We start from the raw sequence: 17,803 nt of genomic DNA, 5'->3' as shown, positions 1-17,803 counted from the left end.
AATTTATTTTTTCTGAAAATAATGATACAACAACTTTGAATAATCATCGCTCGTTTTAATATTCATAAAGCTTGCCGAACTGTTGGCGAAATCTTCTTCCAAAGCTCTTAATTTTTGTTTTTGAGCCTCGGCAAAAGTATATCTCCATCTTGCATTTGATGTATTGACCCAAATTTCTTTTCCTGTTTCGGCATCATGAAAAATAGTGTAACCTACATCGGGAATTTCATTGTCTTTTTCATCGAAAATTCTCATTCCCAAAAGCTGATGTTTTTTTGATGCAACGCGAAGCATTTTAGAATCATAATCATCACCAAAATCCGAAAGCAAAAACACGAGAGATTTTCTCTTAAAAATTTCCATCATATATTCTAAAGCCTTATCAATTTTTGAAACTGCAGGAATATAATCTGCGGTCAAAATATTACTTATAATCGACAAAATATGCTTTCTTCCTTTTTGTGGCGGAATCACTTTATAGACTTTATCAGCGAACAAAATCAAACCCACTTTATCATTATTTCCGGCTGCTGAAAATCCTAAACTTGCGGCAATTTCTGCGACATATTCTCTTTTCAGCTGAGTTTTTGTTCCGTAATCCATTGAAGCAGAAATATCAACCAGAATCATCATGGTCAGTTCACGCTCTTCTTCCATTACTTTCACAAATGGTTCACGGAAACGTGCAGTTTTGTTCCAGTCGATTCTACGGATTTCATCACCAAATTGATAAGGACGGACTTCAGAAAAAGTCATCCCTTGTCCTTTAAAAGCACTGTTATATTGTCCCATCAAAGAAGCTTCCGTCTTCTTTCGAGTACGGATTTCTATCTGCTTTACTTTTTTTATGATGTCTTTTATCTGCATTCTTAATTCATAAAAACTTGATCACTATCTACAACAATTAACTTTCCCTTAGGTTTGACAGAATAATTTTCAAGAGTTAATATAACTTCTTTATTTAAAATTTTTGAAATTGATTTTAAATAGTTAATAATCAAATAATGGTCTTCCAATGTTTTAACTTCATTTGGATCAATATCATTTTCAATTTCTTCTTCTCCGAAAAAGTGACATTTAACAATTACACCCTCAATACTTATAGTCGCATCATTCGTAAAATCATTTATACGATCCCAAGAATTGAAAACATATTTTGAAATTATTTTTTTACTAGTCAACCTGTTACCTTTATGATCACAATAATGAAACTCAATTTCATAATTTCCATTTACAAAGTCAATCCATTTCTGCCAATCTTCTCTTGAAGTATTTAAAACATAAATATCTCTTAATGAACCGTCAGAAAAATAAATTTCTTCCTTCAAATATTTCCAATCCATCAGAGATAAATTTTAGTTTAAAAAAAATAATTAGGGCGCTTGAATTTTAGCCAAAATCCTATTCACAATTTCTTCAGAAGTTATTTCTTCTGCTTCTGCTTCAAAAGTCAATCCGATTCTGTGTCTTAATACATCTTTTGCCAATTCTTTTACATCTTCAGGAATGACAAATGCTCTTCCTCTCAAAAACGCATACGCTCTTGAAGCAATGGCCAAGTTGATTGATGCTCTTGGTGAGGCTCCGAAACTAATGTAATTTTTCAATTCAGAAAGACCGTATTTTTCGGGAAAACGTGTTGCAAAAACCATATCAAGAATGTATTTCTCAATCTTTTCATCAAGATAAATCTGGTTGACAATTGATTTTGCCTCAACAATATTTTGTAAAGAAATTACAGGTTTCACATCGTGTATATGTGAAGTGGAAACCATTCTCATAACTTTTCTTTCGTCCTCAAATTCCGGATAATCGATAGTACATTTCAGCATAAAACGGTCGCTTTGCGCTTCTGGCAGAAGATAAGTTCCTTCCTGATCAATCGGGTTTTGCGTTGCCAAAACTAAAAATGGTTTTGGTAAAGGCATCGTTTCGTCACCAATAGTTACCTGTTTTTCCTGCATCACTTCCAAAAGAGCCGACTGTACTTTCGCCGGAGCTCTGTTGATCTCATCCGCAAGCACGAAGTTTGCGAAAACGGGACCTTTTTTTATCGAAAAATCGTTTTCTTTAATATTATAAATCATCGTTCCCACAACATCTGCAGGAAGAAGATCGGGCGTGAACTGAATTCTGGAAAAATCACCATGTACAGCTTCTGCCAAGGTTTTTATCGCCAATGTTTTTGCCAACCCTGGAACTCCCTCAAGCAAAACGTGACCATTACCCAAAAGCCCAACCAAAAGTCGGTCTATCATGTATTCCTGCCCGATAATTACTTTATTGATTTCCTGCCTCAAAAGTGAAAAGAAATAATTCTGCTCTCTTACTTTTTCCGTGAGTTGACGAATGTCTTCTGCTTGATATGAATCTGACATAGTTTAAATTAAAATAATTGGTAAATTTCTAATAAATACTTGCATTAATCAACACAATGAATGCCATTTTTGAGTTAAAATTTGTTAAATATTTTATAGCTAATAAGGTAATCAAGATGACAATTGATTTTTTTGCGATTATAAAAAATTCATCCTGTTTATCGGTTTGACAAACAGGATGTATTTATAAAAAATATAAGTTATCTATTATAGTTTCGTGATCGTAAAGGTGAATACATTTTCCGGAACATCTACCGTCTCTTCGTAAGATCCTACATTGATATAATAAACCATACCCGCCGTAGTAGTCAAATTAGCAGATTCCGTACCGCCGCCACCATTACTATCTAATGTACCAACGCATAATAAACTACCGCAACTGCCTCTGTAAACTCCCATTTGAGGATCAAAATCAGCACTACTTGCAGGCATAGTTACTTTAAGATTAAATACACCACCATCTCCTGTGAATTTGAACCACGTACCGTCATTCATCGCATCAGGACAAGTAGTTATAAATCCAGCATTATTCGTTGCAGCGGCAGCATCAGTTTGTGTATATACATAAGGGAAAACAGTGGCTACTAAAGCACCAGAACAAGCATCATTTACCGGTGGTGGCGGAATAGTTTTAAAAACCACATCTGTACAACCTGAAGATTCTAAACCACCTGAAACAGAAGTAACCCTCAAGTAATAATTTGTATTTTGAACAAGAGGAGTAGATGGAGTGAAACTATTAGTAAGTACTACCTGCTGATTAACAACATCCGTAGCTCCCGCACTAGTTCCTATTGAAACTTTATAAGAATTTACTCCAGGTACTGCAAGCCATTTAATAATAGGAGATAAAAGAACCATCTGCTGATTATTTGCCGGATAGGTAACAAATGGGCAAGCAGGAGTGGTATTAGGAGTTAGTCCTGAAAATGTAACTGACGATTTATAACCAGCTCTCAAACCTGCTGGTGGAGATGCAGGGTCAATCGTTGCAAGATCTCTTCTGTAATAAAGTGTAGAAGATGGAAGATGCGGATAAACACGGAAAACTTCGTTAAAATTATTAATATCAATACTTTGCGAGTTTTCTTTTGTAGCAATTATTAAATTATCAGTATTATTATAAGCAAATGGGGTTGTAAAGGTAACCACAACCTGACCATTATTATTAGTTACCGTTCCTGTAAATACCTGAGTAAGCTGCGTTACAGGAACCCAATCTGTATTAGAAGTGAAAGCGGTTTTTGTACTGAGACCAAGATATACAGTCCAACTCGAAGAATCTGAGATAGTTACTGAAGGATCTACATAAAATGTTAGACCTGTAATATTCCCTGCAGAATTAGCATTTATTTCTTGTTTAGGATATATCTGCTGAACATAAGAGTACGAAAAAAAACTACTTACAGGCGCTACTCCTACATCCGTGCTTCCAATGTTTAAATTTATTTGGGCATTAGACATCAAAGTCGCCAACAATAAAAATAAAAGTAATTTCTTTCTCATCTTTAATAGATCAATAGTTAATAATGTGCGAATTTAATAATTTATTTTGATTATTCGCAATTGATTATGATAATTTAATTATAAATATTTATTTATTTTAATTTATTTTTGATACATTTGCACACAACTCTAAAAATACTAATGGTATGTATAAAAAGCTATTTTTTTTAAGCGTTTTAATCACGGGATTTTTTAATTCACAAACTACAAGAACGAATATCATTTCCGAAGCAGTTTATTACGATGGTTATGCAGCTTTAGTATCTCAACCTGTGCCTACAGGTCTCATTCGGTTAACAAATGCGAGGTATGCAAGAAAAATGACAGACGCTGAGTTAGATGGCTTTAAAGCAAAGATTGCTATGAGAGTAACCATTGGAGCTTTGTGTGATAATTATGACCGATTGGGAAGTGTTTTTTTAGCCATGGTTCCAAAAAACCAACCTACATATACTGTAGATGATGCAAATGTGAAAAGGATTGAGGTAGCCAGATACATTACTCCTTTTATGAATAAAAATGTTTCGCCTTTAGAAGTTCCTTATACCTATAATCTAAGTAATTTGTATAATGTGTTTCATGATGCAACATTGCGAAACACTTACGACATGTATATGGAACTTGATGTTTTCGGTGTTCCTTATGCAGCACAAACTGAAATTGCTGGATGCTCAGGCAGGAATGACGTTTTTAAAGGAACACTTACTTTTTTCTCTACCAATGCAAGCGCAACTCCAACAAGTTACAATAACCTCACCCCAATATTAAATTACAGCAAATTAAATAATTACAATAGTACAGATGTTCCAGGACAAACTGTGAGAATTACAACGTTCAATCTACCCAATGCAATAACGGATGCTCAGTTTTTCGTAATATCTACACCTCACGGAGCAAATGCTGGTGGTGAAGAATATGTGAGAAGAGATAACTTCACCTATATAGATGATGTACAAATGCTTACCTATAAACCTGGAGGTACTTCTTGCGAACCATTTAGGGTTTACAATACACAAGGAAACGGAATCTATGGCACCACGCCTAGTTCAACTGCTGACTGGACTGCCTGGAATAACTGGTGTCCCGGTGATGCTGTTCCTATCAGAAGTTTTATAATGACTAGTATGACCGCAGGAACCCACACCCTTAAACATACAATACCAGCAGCTGTTTTCAACCAACAACAAGGAGATGTTTTTCTATCTATTTACATGCAAAGTAAAAATAGTGCTAATATGGATGTAAAAGACATCAAATCAGTAGATGTTAGCATTTATCCTAATCCTACTTCTGATTTCGTAAATATAAAATCAAAAATAGATGTAGCTTCAATGACTCTTTTCAGTATGGATGGAAGAAAACTAACAGAAAATTTTAAAGAAAACAAAATAAATATTTCTTCATACAACACTGGAGTGTATATTTTAAATATTGTTTTGAAAGATGGTACAACTTTCAAACATAAAATCATCAAAAAATAAAATACCTGAAACTAAAATAATTTTATTTTAAAAATCTGCCAATCAACTAGATTTAAAAAGCTAAAAACCTCCTCTTGGATATTCTCCATAGGAGGTTTTTTTAATGCGTTTTTGTTTAAAAATTCTATTTATCTTTAAAATTTAAAAAATTTTAACTCTTATACTCCATTCAAAAAATTGTCATTTTCAGTTTATTAAACTATTTTTGGTGATTAAATTTTTGAAATATGAATTATCATTTTCAAGCTCACAGACAGATTAGAAAAAACCTTTTGGACGTCTTACAAGAAACTTCTCATGAAGATCTTCTATTAATTCCAGATGGTTTTAATAACAATATGTATTGGAATATTGCACATACCGTTGCCACACAGCAATTGCTACATTATTACCTTAGTGGTAATCCTTTCAGAATCGATAAATACTGGATTGAAACTTACAAAAAAGGAACAATGCCCAATCTCAATGTCCAGAAGTCTGAAGTGGAAGATCTTGAATTTCTTTTAACCGAAACTTCGAAGATTTTGATGAAAGATTATGACAGCGATTTCTTTTCAGATTACACTCCTTATACTACAAGTTTTGGGATGGATCTGAAAAGTATTCAGGATGCAATTATTTTCAACAACATGCACGAAAGCCTGCATTACGGTTATGCAATGGCACAAAAGAGAGCAATTTTAGGAGAAAAAGGCTAAAAAGCCAAACAAAAAATAAGTTTGAATAATTAAGTTTATTCATTAAAAAATATAAAAGAATAAAATTTTGGAAGATTTTCAACATAAGAACTCAAAACTTGAATTTAGAAATTCAGAACCTAATAAAAAAGACGACTTTATATTCGGACTTCGTCCCGTATTAGAAGCTATTGAAGCTGGAAAAACGATAGACAAAATCTTTGTACAAAACGCTTTGCAGGGAGAAATTTATGCAGAACTAAAAGCTGTTTTAGCAAAATATAAAATTCGTCCAAATTACGTTCCTGTTGAGAAACTGAACCGTTTTACAAGAAAAAATCACCAAGGCGTTGTAGCGTTTATTTCAGATGTCCCTTTTCACAAAATTGAAAATATCATTCCTGAATTATTTGAGGAAGGAAAAGTGCCTTTTATATTAATCTTAGACAGATTAACAGATGTCCGAAACTTTGGAGCGATCTGTAGAACAGCAGAATGTGTAGGAATTCACGCGGTTGTTATCCCCGAAAAAGGTGGAGCACCCATCAATTCTGATGCGATAAAAACTTCTGCGGGAGCGATGTACAATATCAAAATCTGCAAAGAAAATAATTTAGCGCACGTTGTCGATTATTTACAGCAAAGCGGAGTTTCTGTGTTTGCAGCAACTGAAAAAGCACAAAAATTGATTTACGATGTGAATTTCACAGAACCTTGTGCAATCGTAATGGGCAATGAAGAAACCGGCATTTCTAAAGAAGTTCTGCATCATTCGGACGAAAAAATAAAACTTCCAATTGAAGGAAAAACTCAGTCACTGAATGTTTCTGTAGCTTGTGGAGCCATACTTTACGAAGCGATGAGACAAAAATTAATGAAAGTTAATTAATCAGATTTAAATTTAAAAAGAAAAATCACTTTCCTAAAATTGGAAAGGAAAATTACAAATTAGAATATCATTTATGAAAAATATAGCAGCAATAGCACTCATTTCTTTAGCCATTGTTTCTTGTAAAAAAGAAACCGCAATAATAACCAAAGTAGATCCCAAAACCGGAAAAACCATTACGGTAGAAGTTCCTGCGGATTCTGTAGCTGAAGTAAAAGCAAATCCTGCAATCAAAGACTCTTTGGGAGTTTTCACTCAAACTTTTAAATTGGAGAAGGGAAAGACGTATCCTTTGACAACTTATCAGAGAGATGTAAAAACGATGACCGATCCTTCAGGAAAAACCCTGAACGGAACGAGTGAATCTACAGACGAAATGACTTTTACAGTAAATGATGTGAAAGGTGGAATTTACGATATCACCATCAATCTGATTGGAAAAAGAAATTCTCAAAGTGCAGACGGAAAAACTATTGTTGTAGATACAAAACAGGCAATTCCTAAAGAAGACAATCTTAAAATGATCTGGAATGTAAACCGTGCTTTGACCGGTAACGAACTGAATATGAAGATGGACAGCAAAGGAAACGTGATCTCAATTACAGGTTTTGAACCTATTTATACTAAAATTGGAAACGCACTTGGAACGCTTATCAAAGATGCCAACCAAAAAGCGAGTGCTGTTGCCAGTCTTAAACAAACTTTTAACGAAAAAGTTTTGAAAGATCAGTTTTCGAAAAATTTAACCATTATTCCTAAGAAAGGAGTGAAAATCGGTGAAAAATGGACTACAAGCGAAAGTGCAGACGAAACCGGAAAATATAAAGTAACTTCAAATTACGTCCTGAAAAGTGTTGGAAACGGTATTGCTGAAATTTCTGTAACCGGAGGAATTCCTAAGAAAGAAGAGAAAAAATCTCAGGGCGAAATGACTCACAGCATTAGCAGCGAACTGGCTCAAAACGGAACGATTAAATTTGACCAAAACACAGGTTGGATTACCAATCAGAATATCAATGTAAAAACTACTCAGGTTGAAACAATTTCAGATGGAAAACAATCTCAGAGTATGAAGAGTGTTTCTAATTCTTCTGTGATGGTGAATCCTGCAGCAAAATAGAGTTTTAGGGTTTGAGAATTTTAGCGTTCTTTAGACGATAATCAAACTTTGAATTTTAAATATTAAATAATTATGTCTTTGATTAAAGGTATTTTTGAGGTAGTTCTCGCTACCATTATTATTTTCTTTGTCTGGAATATTTTAAAAAGAATATTCTTCAACAAATTTTATAAATATACTGGTTTCAGACCCAATAACAATCAGGCGAAGGAAACCAAAAACGCAAATACAAATATTGAGAAAAAAGTAAAGTGGGACGCAGAAACTGTGGACTATGAAGAAGTGAAAGAGAAAAGATAATTTATTAAATATTTTCTAAATCTCAAAAACATCTAAATTTAATATCTACTGATAACCAAAATGGCAAAAAATAAAAACTTAATTTACATTGCAATTTCCATCGTTGCATTCTTAGTTTTAGCATTTTTATATTCCACTCCTGTTTTTACGGGAAAGCAACTCTTTCAGCATGACATTGTTCAGTATCGAGGCGGAGCTAAAGAACTTATAGATTTCAGAGACAGTTTTGATAAAGAAACTTATTGGAGTGATTCTATGTTTGGAGGAATGCCGACTTATCAAATGGGAAGCCGTTTTGAAGGTGATATTATTAAAAACTTAGACAGTTATCTTAATATACTTCCAAGACCTGTCAACTATCTTTTTCTTCTATTTTCAGGGTTTTTCCTTTTGGGAATGGTCGCTGTCAGAAACTGGAAATATGCACTTTTGGGAGCCACTTTTTTCGGACTTTCAACCTATTTTTATATCATTATTGCAGCAGGACACAATGGTAAAGTTAATACCATCGAATATTTTGCACCACTTTTAGCGGGGATTTTGTTGGTTTATATCAGAAAAAAATATGTCCTCGGATTTATTGTCACAACTCTATTCTTCGGATTACAGGTCGCTGCCAATCATCCACAAATGACCTATTATTTATTCTTGGGACTTGGATTTTTATTTTTATCTGAATTAATCAGAGCTCTTAAAAACAAAACTCCGATGAAGCATTTCCTGGTCTCATCCGGAATTATTGCTTCAGCTTTAGCCATTGGTGTCGGAATGAATTCCCAAAGAATCATGGCCAACTCTGAATACATTAAAGAGACAGTAAGAGGAAAACAAATTTTAAATACTGAAAATCATACTGCCGGAAATTCAGGAATGGATAAGGAAAGCATTCTGATGTGGAGTTATGGCAAATTGGAAACCTTAAATCTTTTCATCCCAAGATTAATGGGAGGTGGAAGCCAGGAACCTGAAGCAGCAGAAATGATGACTAAAGTTCAGGAGCTTGTACAGGAAAACGTGACTTCTCAGGCAGAATACGACAGAATTTCCAAAGGTTTCGGAAGCGTAACTTATTGGGGAGATCAACCGGGAACTTCAGGACCTGCTTATCAAGGAGCAATTGTCTGTTTCTTAGCACTTTTAGGATTCTTTTTCGCATCAAAAAAATACCGTTACTGGATTTTAGGAGCAACAATTCTGACGATTCTTTTAGCTTGGGGAAGCAACTTTATGTTCCTTTCAGATTTCTTTATTGAATATATTCCTTTTTACAGCAAATTCAGAGCGCCTTCTTCGATTTTGGTGGTGATAGAATTATTATTTCCTTTGATTGCGATTATCGGGTTGTACAGATTTTACACCGATTCAAAATTAGAGGAAGATTATAAAAAGAAAGTTCTCACGTATGTAAGCGGAGGAGTTTTAGGTTTAACTTTAATATTGATCTTGTTCGGAAAATCATTATTAGGTTTCCACACCGATAACGAAAAAACTTATTTACCACCTTTCTTATTGGATTATTTAACGGAAGAAAGATTCAAATTATTCAGAATTGATGCGATTAAAGCTTTACTGTATGTTGGAATTACCGCAGCTGTTTTATTCTTTAGCTTAAAACAAAAATTAAATCAGAATGTTGCTTTGATCATTATCGGAGTCGTTAGTTTATTTGATCTTTGGACTGTCAACAAACGTTATCTGAATGATGAAAATTACGTTGATAAAATTTTTGCGGAAAATCCTTTCCAGACTGAAGGTTCAGATTATCTGGCTGAAAAAGTGGGTGATAATCCAAATTTACAATCTATTTTAGCAAGTATTCCTGTCAATAAAACCTTGGAAACGATCGCTGAAAAAGATAAAAAACACTACAGAGTTTACAATCAGGTTTTGGGTGTTACTAGTGAAACCAATACATCTTATTTCACCTCTTCAATTGGTGGTTATCACGCAGTAAGACTGAGACGCTATGATGATTTATTAAATGAATATATTTCAAACGCAGACAGCGTAAAAACGCCAAAAATCCTGAATTTACTGAATACAAAATACATGATTTTCGGAAATCCGCAGGAGCCGCAAGTTGTTCCTAATCCTAATGCGAATGGAAATGCATGGTTCGTAGGTGATCTGAAATTTGTAAATACTCCGGATGAAGAAATTAAATCACTCGGAAATATTGATTCTAAGAAAACAGCCGTTATTAACGCTTCCGACAAAACTTATTTCAGCGGAAAACAGGTTCAGGCAGATTCTACAGCATCCATTAATTTAACGAAATACGAAGCGAACGAACTCGAGTTTAAGTCTCAATCGAAAACTCCACAGTTAGCTGTTATTTCAGAGATTTATTATCCTCACGGCTGGAAAATGTTTGTTGACGAAAAAGAAGTTCCATATATCAAAGTAGATTATCTTTTGCGTGCAGTTCATGTTCCTGCCGGAGAACATAGCATCAGAATGGTTTTTGAACCTAAAGTAATTGAAACCGGAAAATGGATTTCTCTAATATGTTTTGGATTGTTTGTATTGTTGAGTGGTTTTGGAATTTATTTTATGTACCGCAAAAGAGATAAAAGAGAAATTCTAGTTGAGGAGAAACTGTAAAAGCGAAGCTAAACTTAATAATTTTAACTACTTAATTTCATTCTTAATGGTTAAAATTTCCACCATAAAAGTTTCTCTTACGCTTTTAAGAAAATAAGATGCTTTCGTTTGGAATTTAATTGTTATGCAGGAAAAAAAAATCCTTATCATCACTTATTACTGGCCTCCTGCAGGTGGACCCGGCGTTCAGCGATGGTTGAAGTTTGCAAAATATCTACCTGAATTTGGCTGGGAACCGATTATTTTTACTCCAGAAAATCCGAGTTATCCTTTGATTGATGAAAGCTTGATGAAAGACGTTCCTGAGAATTTAGAAATTATAAAAACTAAAATCTGGGAGCCCTATCAACTGGCAGAAAAACTCAATAAAAGCAATAAAAAATTCAAAGCCGGACAATTTGATGTAGGGAACAATCAAAGCTGGAAATCTAAATTATCAATTTGGGTAAGAGGAAATTTTTTTATTCCTGATGCAAGAGTTTTTTGGGTAAATCCTTCTGTAAAATTTCTTGAGCAGTATTTAAAGATTAATAAAATTGATGTGGTCGTTACTTCAGGACCGCCACATTCTTTACATTTGATTGGTTTACAACTAAAACAAAAATTTCCAGATATCAAATGGATTGCCGATTTCCGCGATCCGTGGACAGAAATTTCGTATTACAAACATTTAAAACTCACCAACAAGTCTGACAAAAAGCACCGTCAAATGGAAAGTGATGTTTTCAAAAATGCAGATATTACTTTAGCAACAAGCTACACAGATGCTGAAAATTTCAGAGAAAACGGAGCCAATGCAGTTTGTATTACAAATGGTTTTGATGAAAACGATGCTACAAAAACCCTCAAATTCTCACAATCTCAAACGCTAGAGCCCTTAAACTCTCAAACAAAATTCACACTCAGCTACATTGGTGTTCTTGAGCAACTCAGAAATCCTGAAAATCTCTGGAAAGCGCTTGATGATTTAGTTAAATCAAATGATGAATTTGCAGAAAATTTTAAATTAAAATTTGTAGGGAGAATTGATGATAAAATTTTGCAATCAATTGAAACTTCAAGTTTAAAAAATCATATCGACAATCTTGGATATTTGTCACATGATAAAGCAATTGGTGAAATGGCAAATTCTTCGATGCTTTTGATTACCAATTTTCCTAATGAATCTTCGAAAGGGATTATTCCTGGAAAGATATTTGAATATTTAGCAACCGGAAAACAGATTATTTCATTTGGTCCAAATGAAGCTGATGTTGCTAAAATTTTAGATGAAACAAATGCAGGAAAACATTTCAGTTATCAGGATTCTGAAGCTATTAAAAATTTCATTCAAGAAAAATTTGAACTTTGGAAAGGTGGAAATCTTCAGGAAAGCAAAGGAAACATCGACAAGTTTTCAAGAAGAAATTTAACCAAAAATTTAGCTGATATTTTATAAACTACCTCGTCTTCAACTTCGTTGAATCCACCCCCTTCAAAGAAAGGGAATTTTAGATCGTCCATTCATCATTGATGACGGCAATAATATAATACTTTCCGTCAAACTCTTCGAAGACAAAACGTAAAGCATTCCAATCCATTCCGCCACTCTTTTCGGAACCGGAAATATAATTTTCGGTAAAATTACTATTTGGATATATCTCTTTTAAATTGTTGAGAGAATTTCCTCCTGCCTGAAAAGTATTAAATGAATATTCAGATTTCGTAAAATCTTTTTTGAAGACCCAATCGTGAAGATATTTGTTAAGTGTAGCTTTATAAACTTCGCCCGATCCGTCTCTTGATCCCCACGTAAAAACAGTTTTTGAAGGTAAATATTTTTCAAAATCTGCTTTTGAGAATTGCTTGTCTTCGTTTTTATTAACAAAAGCATACATTGAAAATCTCACTCCTTTCTGTGGATGAATATAATTGGCAAAAATATCGTAATAACCGACTTTCAAGGCTTGTAAAACTTCATCATTCGTCTTTTTTAAAGCAACTTCTTTGGAAAGAGCGTCTTGTTTTGTGTCGGTTCTTTCGTTTGATCTTTTGAGGTTATCCGTTGAAACTGCGGGATTTTTATCCTGCTTTTTTTCACATGAAAATATAATTAGAAGCAAAAGTACTGCGAAGATTTTTCTCATTATAAAATTTTACGAAAAAGTCCAAAAGCGATGCCATTTTGGGGTTGAAGGGTTTTGGGAGTTGGAGGGTTTTAGAGTTGGAGAGTTTTGGACTATTAAAGTTTTTATGTTTTGAAGTTTTGAAGATATTAATTGTCAATTTAATTTTTGCTTTTAGATCAAACCATTGGCGAATGTATTTTTGTAAATTTGTTAGATGGAAATTCTAGATATTCTCATTATCGGAGCCGGACCAATTGGTTTAAATTGTGCGCTCGAAGCCAAGAAAAATAATCTCAGTTATTTAATTATTGAAAAAGGTACGATTGTCAATTCGCTTTACAATTATCCTTTGTATATGAGATTTTTTTCGACCGCCGAAAAATTAGAGATTGCTGAAATTCCTTTTATTTCTACTGCTCCAAAACCAGGAAGACAGGAAGCTTTGGAATATTATCAGGGAATTGCAAGACAGAAAAACCTGAATGTCAAATTGTATGAGAAAGTTCTAAATGTCTCTAAAAAAGAAAAAATATTTGAAATTAAAACTTCAAAATCAAAATATCTGGCGAAAAACGTCATTATTTCTACAGGATTTTATGACATCCCGAATTTGATGAACATTCCCGGAGAAAATTTAGAAAAAGTAAAACATTATTATACAGAACCATATCCTTATGCAAAACAAAAAATAGTAGTAGTCGGGTCTAGTAATTCTTCGGTAGATGCTGCATTGGAAACCTACAGAAAAGGTGCTGAAGTAACGATGATTATCCGTCATTCTGAGATTTCAAAAAATGTAAAATATTGGGTAAAACCAGATATTGAAAATAGGATTGAAGAAGGAAGCATAAAAGCTCATTTTAACTCAAAGCTATTAGAAATCAAAGAAAATTCTGTTATTTTTGAAGATGAAAATGGTGAAATTCAGGAAATTGAGAACGATTTTGTTTTGGCGATGACCGGTTATCTTCCCGACTTTGATTTCCTGAAAAATTCTGGCATTGATCTTCAGGAAGAATGTTTGAATCCTGTTTACAATCTTGAAACAATGGAATCGAATATCCCGAATTTGTATTTAGCAGGTGTGGTTTGTGGAGGAAAAGATACCCATCTTTGGTTTATCGAAAACTCAAGGATTCATGCGGAAATGATTGTTAAACATATTATTTCCAAATAAATTGTCGAGATTCCTCCGGAATGACAAACTTAATGTTTAAAGTAAATAACTGACGCACTAAAATTCAACCTTCACACCCAAAACAAAATTCCTTTTTGCAGCGGGATTATAGTAACGGTTTCCAAAAGCGTTGATATCAAATCCTAAAACATAATCTGTATTGTACAAATTTTGAATTTGCAGAAATAAATCAAGCCTGGTTTTATCAAATTGAACAGGATATCTGAATTGGATATTGCCAATTAAATTAGAATCTGACCAAACCGTATTCGCATCATTTAGAGGTATTTTTGAAGTATAGAAATGAGAATAATCTACAGATAGTTTATTGAAAAAAGTAAAATTCAATAAACTGTTGATCGTCGTTTTTGGAACTCCTGTCAAATCATTTCCTGAAAAATCACTTCCTCCCTGCTGATAATTTTGAAATTTAAAGTCATAAAAACTTCCCGAAAATCTAAATTTGAAATGACTGAAAAAATCATTTTTAAGATTGAAATTTTTAGATTCTATTAAAAGCTCAACACCTTTTTGAACGGTTTCACCGGAATTGACAAAAAATTCCTGTCCGCGATCATTTTGCCTTCTGACGATTGCATCTTTCATTCTGAAGTCAAAATAACTAGCTTCTGCAAAAATTGTATTTCCAAACTGTTTTTTGATTCCAATTTCTTTATTCCAGCCATATTCCGGAACTAAATTTAAATTAAATTCCTGATTCGATGAGCGGATTTCCTCATTGGTAGGAGCAGAATTTCCCTTTCCAACTTTTCCCCGTACAGAAAAACCTTTTCCGATAAGATAAGTCAGTCCGAAATTGGGAAGAAATTGATCTTTAAATTTCGTTTTCCCGCTTTCAGAGCTTGGAAAAATCTTTTCCCATTCGTAAGCATTTGAATTTAAACTTAATGAAATATCCGAAAACAGTTTTTCACTAAAATTCAATTTCTGGGAAACAAAAAAGAATCCTGAATTATTTTTAAGCTTATCGAAATTCTGCGGATTTCCTTCAATTCCTTTATTGTTATCAAAGTTTTTAACGAAAATATGATTGGTTCCGCCTTCAAAACCTAATCTCCATTCTGCCGATATGTCTTTCCAGTTCTGCTGATAATTAATATGAGTTCTTAATGCAAAATTACTCTCAAAACGGTTTTCATAATTGGTAATAAACGGATTTTCAAAATCTACATACGAACCCTGAACTAAAACAAAATGCGACAGATTTGGAATTATTTTAAACTCATGAGAAATTCCTGCTAAAATCATTTTATTGCGAATTCCTGCATCCTGCTCTTTTGCGCCCGGAACAGTTGCTGTTTTCGGTCTTGCCTGCTTTCTGTTGAGCTGCATTTGTTCTAAAGTCAATCCGCCCGGAGTTTGATAGTCGATATCAGAAAAGAGAATCATGGCTTTTAACTCGGCATTTTTCGAGTATTGGAAATTGTCTTTAAGGAAAATCTGTTTTCTTTCTACTGCAGACTGTTCACGGTACGAATCGGTGCGGTAATAATTCTGGAAAATCTGGAAAAAATGTTTTCCAAATTGCTTGGAAAAATTTATGCTTTCATTAAAAGTTCCATAACTTCCAATAGAAATATTAGCTGAAGTGTTTTCTGAATTCTGTGTTTGTAATAAAACCGTTCCACCGGTTGCTGCTCCAAAATCACCACTTTCCGGACCTTTGAAAATTTCCATTCTGTTGATGAGTTCGGGAGAAATAACGTTAAAATAAGTGTTGCCCGAAGCATCAGACAAAATGAAATCATCGAGATAAACTTTAACATTACGAACTCCAAAAGGCGATCGCAAAGTACTTCCACGAAGGGAAATTCTATAACTTCCGGGAGAACGTTCTTCCATTCTTGCTCCGGCAATCTGATTGATAGATTCTAATAATCTTTCGGGAGGATTTTGATTTAATAAATTTTCAGAAACAACAGAAACAGATTTTGTTGAAGTGATGAAAGATGTCGGTTTTTTATACGCGTTAATCCGTACTTCCGAAATTAATGTTGCGAAATCTTTTTTCTGCGAAAAAACTATTGAAGTATAAAATGTGAAAGCTAAAAAGTAAAATTTGGTCATGAAATGATTTGTACACTTGCATCAGCAAAAATTGTACAGTTTTGGAATTTTTTGCGGTTTAATTTTAAATAAAAGAAAGCCGTAAATTAAATCATATGGCTTTCCTTTTATAATTGATTTTAATTTAAACTTTTTTATCCTTGATCATCCACGGAACGATAAAATAAAATCCAATAGCGATAATGGTTGCTAAAACTCCGGTTCCGATCCATAAAATATTAAATCCGAATTTTTCAGCAATCAAAGTTCCCAAATAAGGAGTGATGATGAATGCAATTGAAAACGAAATCCCATTTAAGCCCATGTAAGCTCCTTTATTGTTGTTTCCCGACCGCAGAGCCGTGATCGTCGACATAAAAGGTAGCGTCCATATTTCTCCGTTGCACAGTAAAGTCATTGAAACCAACAACGCAAGTAAACTGTAATCGAAAGCCAACATGGCGTAAGAAAACCCGCAAATAAAAGTTCCGATAAGCATTGTAATGGCTAAGCTGAAATATTTTTCGGCAATCTGAACCAATCCCATTTCAAGTAAAACCACTAAAAATCCGCTGTAGCCTAAAATAAACCCGATATTTTGCTGACTTAAATGAGCGGTGTCTTTGTAAAATATCGTTAATGTACTGAATAACTGAAAGAAACAGATAGAAAACAACATACAAAAGAAACAGTAGATCAAAAACTTACCGTCAAAATATGGCGAATTTTCTTTCTTAATTTCTATGACTTCTTTTACTTTTTTAGCTTTTATTTTTGCTATTTTATTTCTTTTGTAAAAGAATGAAATGTAAAGCAAACCAGCCAATAAAGCGGCTAAAGCATTGCTGTAAAATAAAAAGTTGTAAGAAATTGCAGACAAAATTCCACCCAGAGCAGGACCAATGGAAAATCCTAAATTGACCGCCATTCGATTGAGCGAAAATGCTCTGGTAATATTCTCCGGTTTTGCATATTTTGTAATGGCCACAGAGTTGGCAGGACGAAATGAATCACTAACAATACTTTGCAGTAAAATAATCATGGCAACACCTGCCTCGGTTTTAAATAGCGGAATTAAGCAAAATAACGGAACGCTCAGCAATAAACTGAAATACTGAACTTTATATTCTCCGATTCTGTCAGTGATGAATCCACCCAACCATGAACCGATTACAGAACCAATTCCGAAAAAGCTTAAAACAATTCCGGTATTTTCGATACTGAATTTCAAATGCGCGGTCATATATACTCCCAAAAACGGAAGTACCATCGAGCCGGAACGGTTGATCAGCATTACCAATGCCAACATCCAGCTTTCTTTTGAAAGTCCTTTGAATGAACTTGTATATAAATATATGAGTTTCACAGTTTTCTTTTTTTTAAAATTTAAATTAATAGAGGTTTTTACCTTTTTAATTTGATAGGATTTTATCCTATCCTTTGTTAAGTCGTCCCTTCGTGACTCTTTTCTTATTTAAACACTTATAGCACTGATT

General features: G+C 33.7%; 15 protein-coding genes. 8 read left to right on the top strand and 7 right to left on the bottom strand.

Annotation, left to right across the window (positions count from 1 at the left end; all coding sequences use genetic code 11):
* Positions 1–3: 3 nt before the first annotated feature.
* The 4 genes from NZ698_RS00230 to NZ698_RS00215 form a co-directional block, all read right to left on the bottom strand.
* Complete coding sequence (locus NZ698_RS00230; protein WP_263000704.1) at positions 4–867, bottom strand: DUF58 domain-containing protein; 864 nt, start codon at positions 865–867, stop codon at positions 4–6.
* 2 nt (positions 868–869) lie between these two features.
* Positions 870–1,343, bottom strand: a complete 474-nt coding sequence (locus tag NZ698_RS00225) for a hypothetical protein (RefSeq protein WP_263000702.1) — start codon at positions 1,341–1,343, stop codon at positions 870–872.
* 30 nt (positions 1,344–1,373) lie between these two features.
* A complete protein-coding gene (locus tag NZ698_RS00220) occupies positions 1,374–2,378 on the bottom strand; it encodes an AAA family ATPase (RefSeq protein WP_263000700.1) in 1,005 nt (334 codons plus the stop codon).
* A gap of 207 nt (positions 2,379–2,585) precedes the next feature.
* Complete coding sequence (locus NZ698_RS00215; RefSeq protein ID WP_263000699.1) at positions 2,586–3,884, bottom strand: hypothetical protein; 1,299 nt, start codon at positions 3,882–3,884, stop codon at positions 2,586–2,588.
* Between the two features lie 146 nt (positions 3,885–4,030).
* Here NZ698_RS00215 and NZ698_RS00210 point away from each other — a divergent pair, with 146 nt between their 5' ends.
* The 7 genes from NZ698_RS00210 to NZ698_RS00180 all read left to right on the top strand — a co-directional run bounded on the left by NZ698_RS00210 (position 4,031) and on the right by NZ698_RS00180 (position 12,393).
* Complete coding sequence (locus NZ698_RS00210) at positions 4,031–5,365, top strand: peptide-N-glycosidase F-related protein (protein ID WP_263000697.1); 1,335 nt, start codon at positions 4,031–4,033, stop codon at positions 5,363–5,365.
* A 227-nt stretch (positions 5,366–5,592) separates the two neighbouring features.
* Positions 5,593–6,063: a DinB family protein gene (locus NZ698_RS00205; RefSeq protein WP_263000695.1), complete on the top strand. Its 471-nt coding sequence runs from the start codon at positions 5,593–5,595 to the stop codon at positions 6,061–6,063.
* Between the two features lie 67 nt (positions 6,064–6,130).
* A complete protein-coding gene (gene rlmB, locus NZ698_RS00200) occupies positions 6,131–6,931 on the top strand; it encodes a 23S rRNA (guanosine(2251)-2'-O)-methyltransferase RlmB (RefSeq protein ID WP_263000694.1) in 801 nt (266 codons plus the stop codon).
* 73 nt (positions 6,932–7,004) lie between these two features.
* Entirely contained in the window at positions 7,005–8,051 is a 1,047-nt protein-coding gene (locus NZ698_RS00195; RefSeq protein WP_263000692.1) for a DUF6263 family protein, read from the top strand.
* A 72-nt stretch (positions 8,052–8,123) separates the two neighbouring features.
* Positions 8,124–8,351, top strand: coding sequence for a hypothetical protein (locus tag NZ698_RS00190; RefSeq protein WP_263000690.1), 228 nt, complete (start codon positions 8,124–8,126; stop codon positions 8,349–8,351).
* 60 nt (positions 8,352–8,411) lie between these two features.
* Positions 8,412–10,955: a YfhO family protein gene (locus NZ698_RS00185; protein ID WP_263000688.1), complete on the top strand. Its 2,544-nt coding sequence runs from the start codon at positions 8,412–8,414 to the stop codon at positions 10,953–10,955.
* A gap of 124 nt (positions 10,956–11,079) precedes the next feature.
* Positions 11,080–12,393 carry a glycosyltransferase family protein gene (locus NZ698_RS00180; RefSeq protein ID WP_263000686.1) on the top strand — a complete coding sequence of 438 codons (1,314 nt, stop codon included), beginning with the start codon at positions 11,080–11,082 and terminating at the stop codon, positions 12,391–12,393.
* A gap of 52 nt (positions 12,394–12,445) precedes the next feature.
* Here the strand turns inward: NZ698_RS00180 and NZ698_RS00175 are convergent, their stop codons facing one another.
* Positions 12,446–13,081: a hypothetical protein gene (locus NZ698_RS00175; protein ID WP_263000684.1), complete on the bottom strand. Its 636-nt coding sequence runs from the start codon at positions 13,079–13,081 to the stop codon at positions 12,446–12,448.
* Positions 13,082–13,277: 196 nt separating this feature from the next.
* On the opposite strand from NZ698_RS00175, the gene NZ698_RS00170 reads away from it, so the two are divergent.
* Positions 13,278–14,240, top strand: a complete 963-nt coding sequence (locus NZ698_RS00170) for a YpdA family putative bacillithiol disulfide reductase (protein ID WP_263000682.1) — start codon at positions 13,278–13,280, stop codon at positions 14,238–14,240.
* A 57-nt stretch (positions 14,241–14,297) separates the two neighbouring features.
* Here the strand turns inward: NZ698_RS00170 and NZ698_RS00165 are convergent, their stop codons facing one another.
* Positions 14,298–16,328, bottom strand: coding sequence for a TonB-dependent receptor (locus NZ698_RS00165; protein WP_263000680.1), 2,031 nt, complete (start codon positions 16,326–16,328; stop codon positions 14,298–14,300).
* Positions 16,329–16,452: 124 nt separating this feature from the next.
* Entirely contained in the window at positions 16,453–17,616 is a 1,164-nt protein-coding gene (locus NZ698_RS00160; RefSeq protein ID WP_263002580.1) for an MFS transporter, read from the bottom strand.
* Positions 17,617–17,803: the final 187 nt, after the last annotated feature.

The organism is Chryseobacterium edaphi (assembly GCF_025628985.1).
Taxonomy (GTDB): domain Bacteria; phylum Bacteroidota; class Bacteroidia; order Flavobacteriales; family Weeksellaceae; genus Chryseobacterium; species Chryseobacterium edaphi.
This window is presented reverse-complemented; position numbering and strand designations above follow the sequence as displayed.

Bases quoted from the DNA above. Each gene is read 5' to 3' on its own strand.
- NZ698_RS00230 (WP_263000704.1), bottom strand. From the start codon at position 867: ATGCAGATAAAAGACATCATAAAAAAAGTAAAGCAGATAGAAATCCGT.
- NZ698_RS00225 (WP_263000702.1), bottom strand. From the start codon at position 1,343: ATGGATTGGAAATATTTGAAGGAAGAAATTTATTTTTCTGACGGTTCA.
- NZ698_RS00220 (WP_263000700.1), bottom strand. From the start codon at position 2,378: ATGTCAGATTCATATCAAGCAGAAGACATTCGTCAACTCACGGAAAAA.
- NZ698_RS00215 (WP_263000699.1), bottom strand. From the start codon at position 3,884: ATGAGAAAGAAATTACTTTTATTTTTATTGTTGGCGACTTTGATGTCT.
- NZ698_RS00210 (WP_263000697.1), top strand. From the start codon at position 4,031: ATGTATAAAAAGCTATTTTTTTTAAGCGTTTTAATCACGGGATTTTTT.
- NZ698_RS00205 (WP_263000695.1), top strand. From the start codon at position 5,593: ATGAATTATCATTTTCAAGCTCACAGACAGATTAGAAAAAACCTTTTG.
- NZ698_RS00195 (WP_263000692.1), top strand. From the start codon at position 7,005: ATGAAAAATATAGCAGCAATAGCACTCATTTCTTTAGCCATTGTTTCT.
- NZ698_RS00190 (WP_263000690.1), top strand. From the start codon at position 8,124: ATGTCTTTGATTAAAGGTATTTTTGAGGTAGTTCTCGCTACCATTATT.
- NZ698_RS00185 (WP_263000688.1), top strand. From the start codon at position 8,412: ATGGCAAAAAATAAAAACTTAATTTACATTGCAATTTCCATCGTTGCA.
- NZ698_RS00180 (WP_263000686.1), top strand. From the start codon at position 11,080: ATGCAGGAAAAAAAAATCCTTATCATCACTTATTACTGGCCTCCTGCA.
- NZ698_RS00175 (WP_263000684.1), bottom strand. From the start codon at position 13,081: ATGAGAAAAATCTTCGCAGTACTTTTGCTTCTAATTATATTTTCATGT.
- NZ698_RS00170 (WP_263000682.1), top strand. From the start codon at position 13,278: ATGGAAATTCTAGATATTCTCATTATCGGAGCCGGACCAATTGGTTTA.
- NZ698_RS00165 (WP_263000680.1), bottom strand. From the start codon at position 16,328: ATGACCAAATTTTACTTTTTAGCTTTCACATTTTATACTTCAATAGTT.
- NZ698_RS00160 (WP_263002580.1), bottom strand. From the start codon at position 17,616: ATGTTGGCATTGGTAATGCTGATCAACCGTTCCGGCTCGATGGTACTT.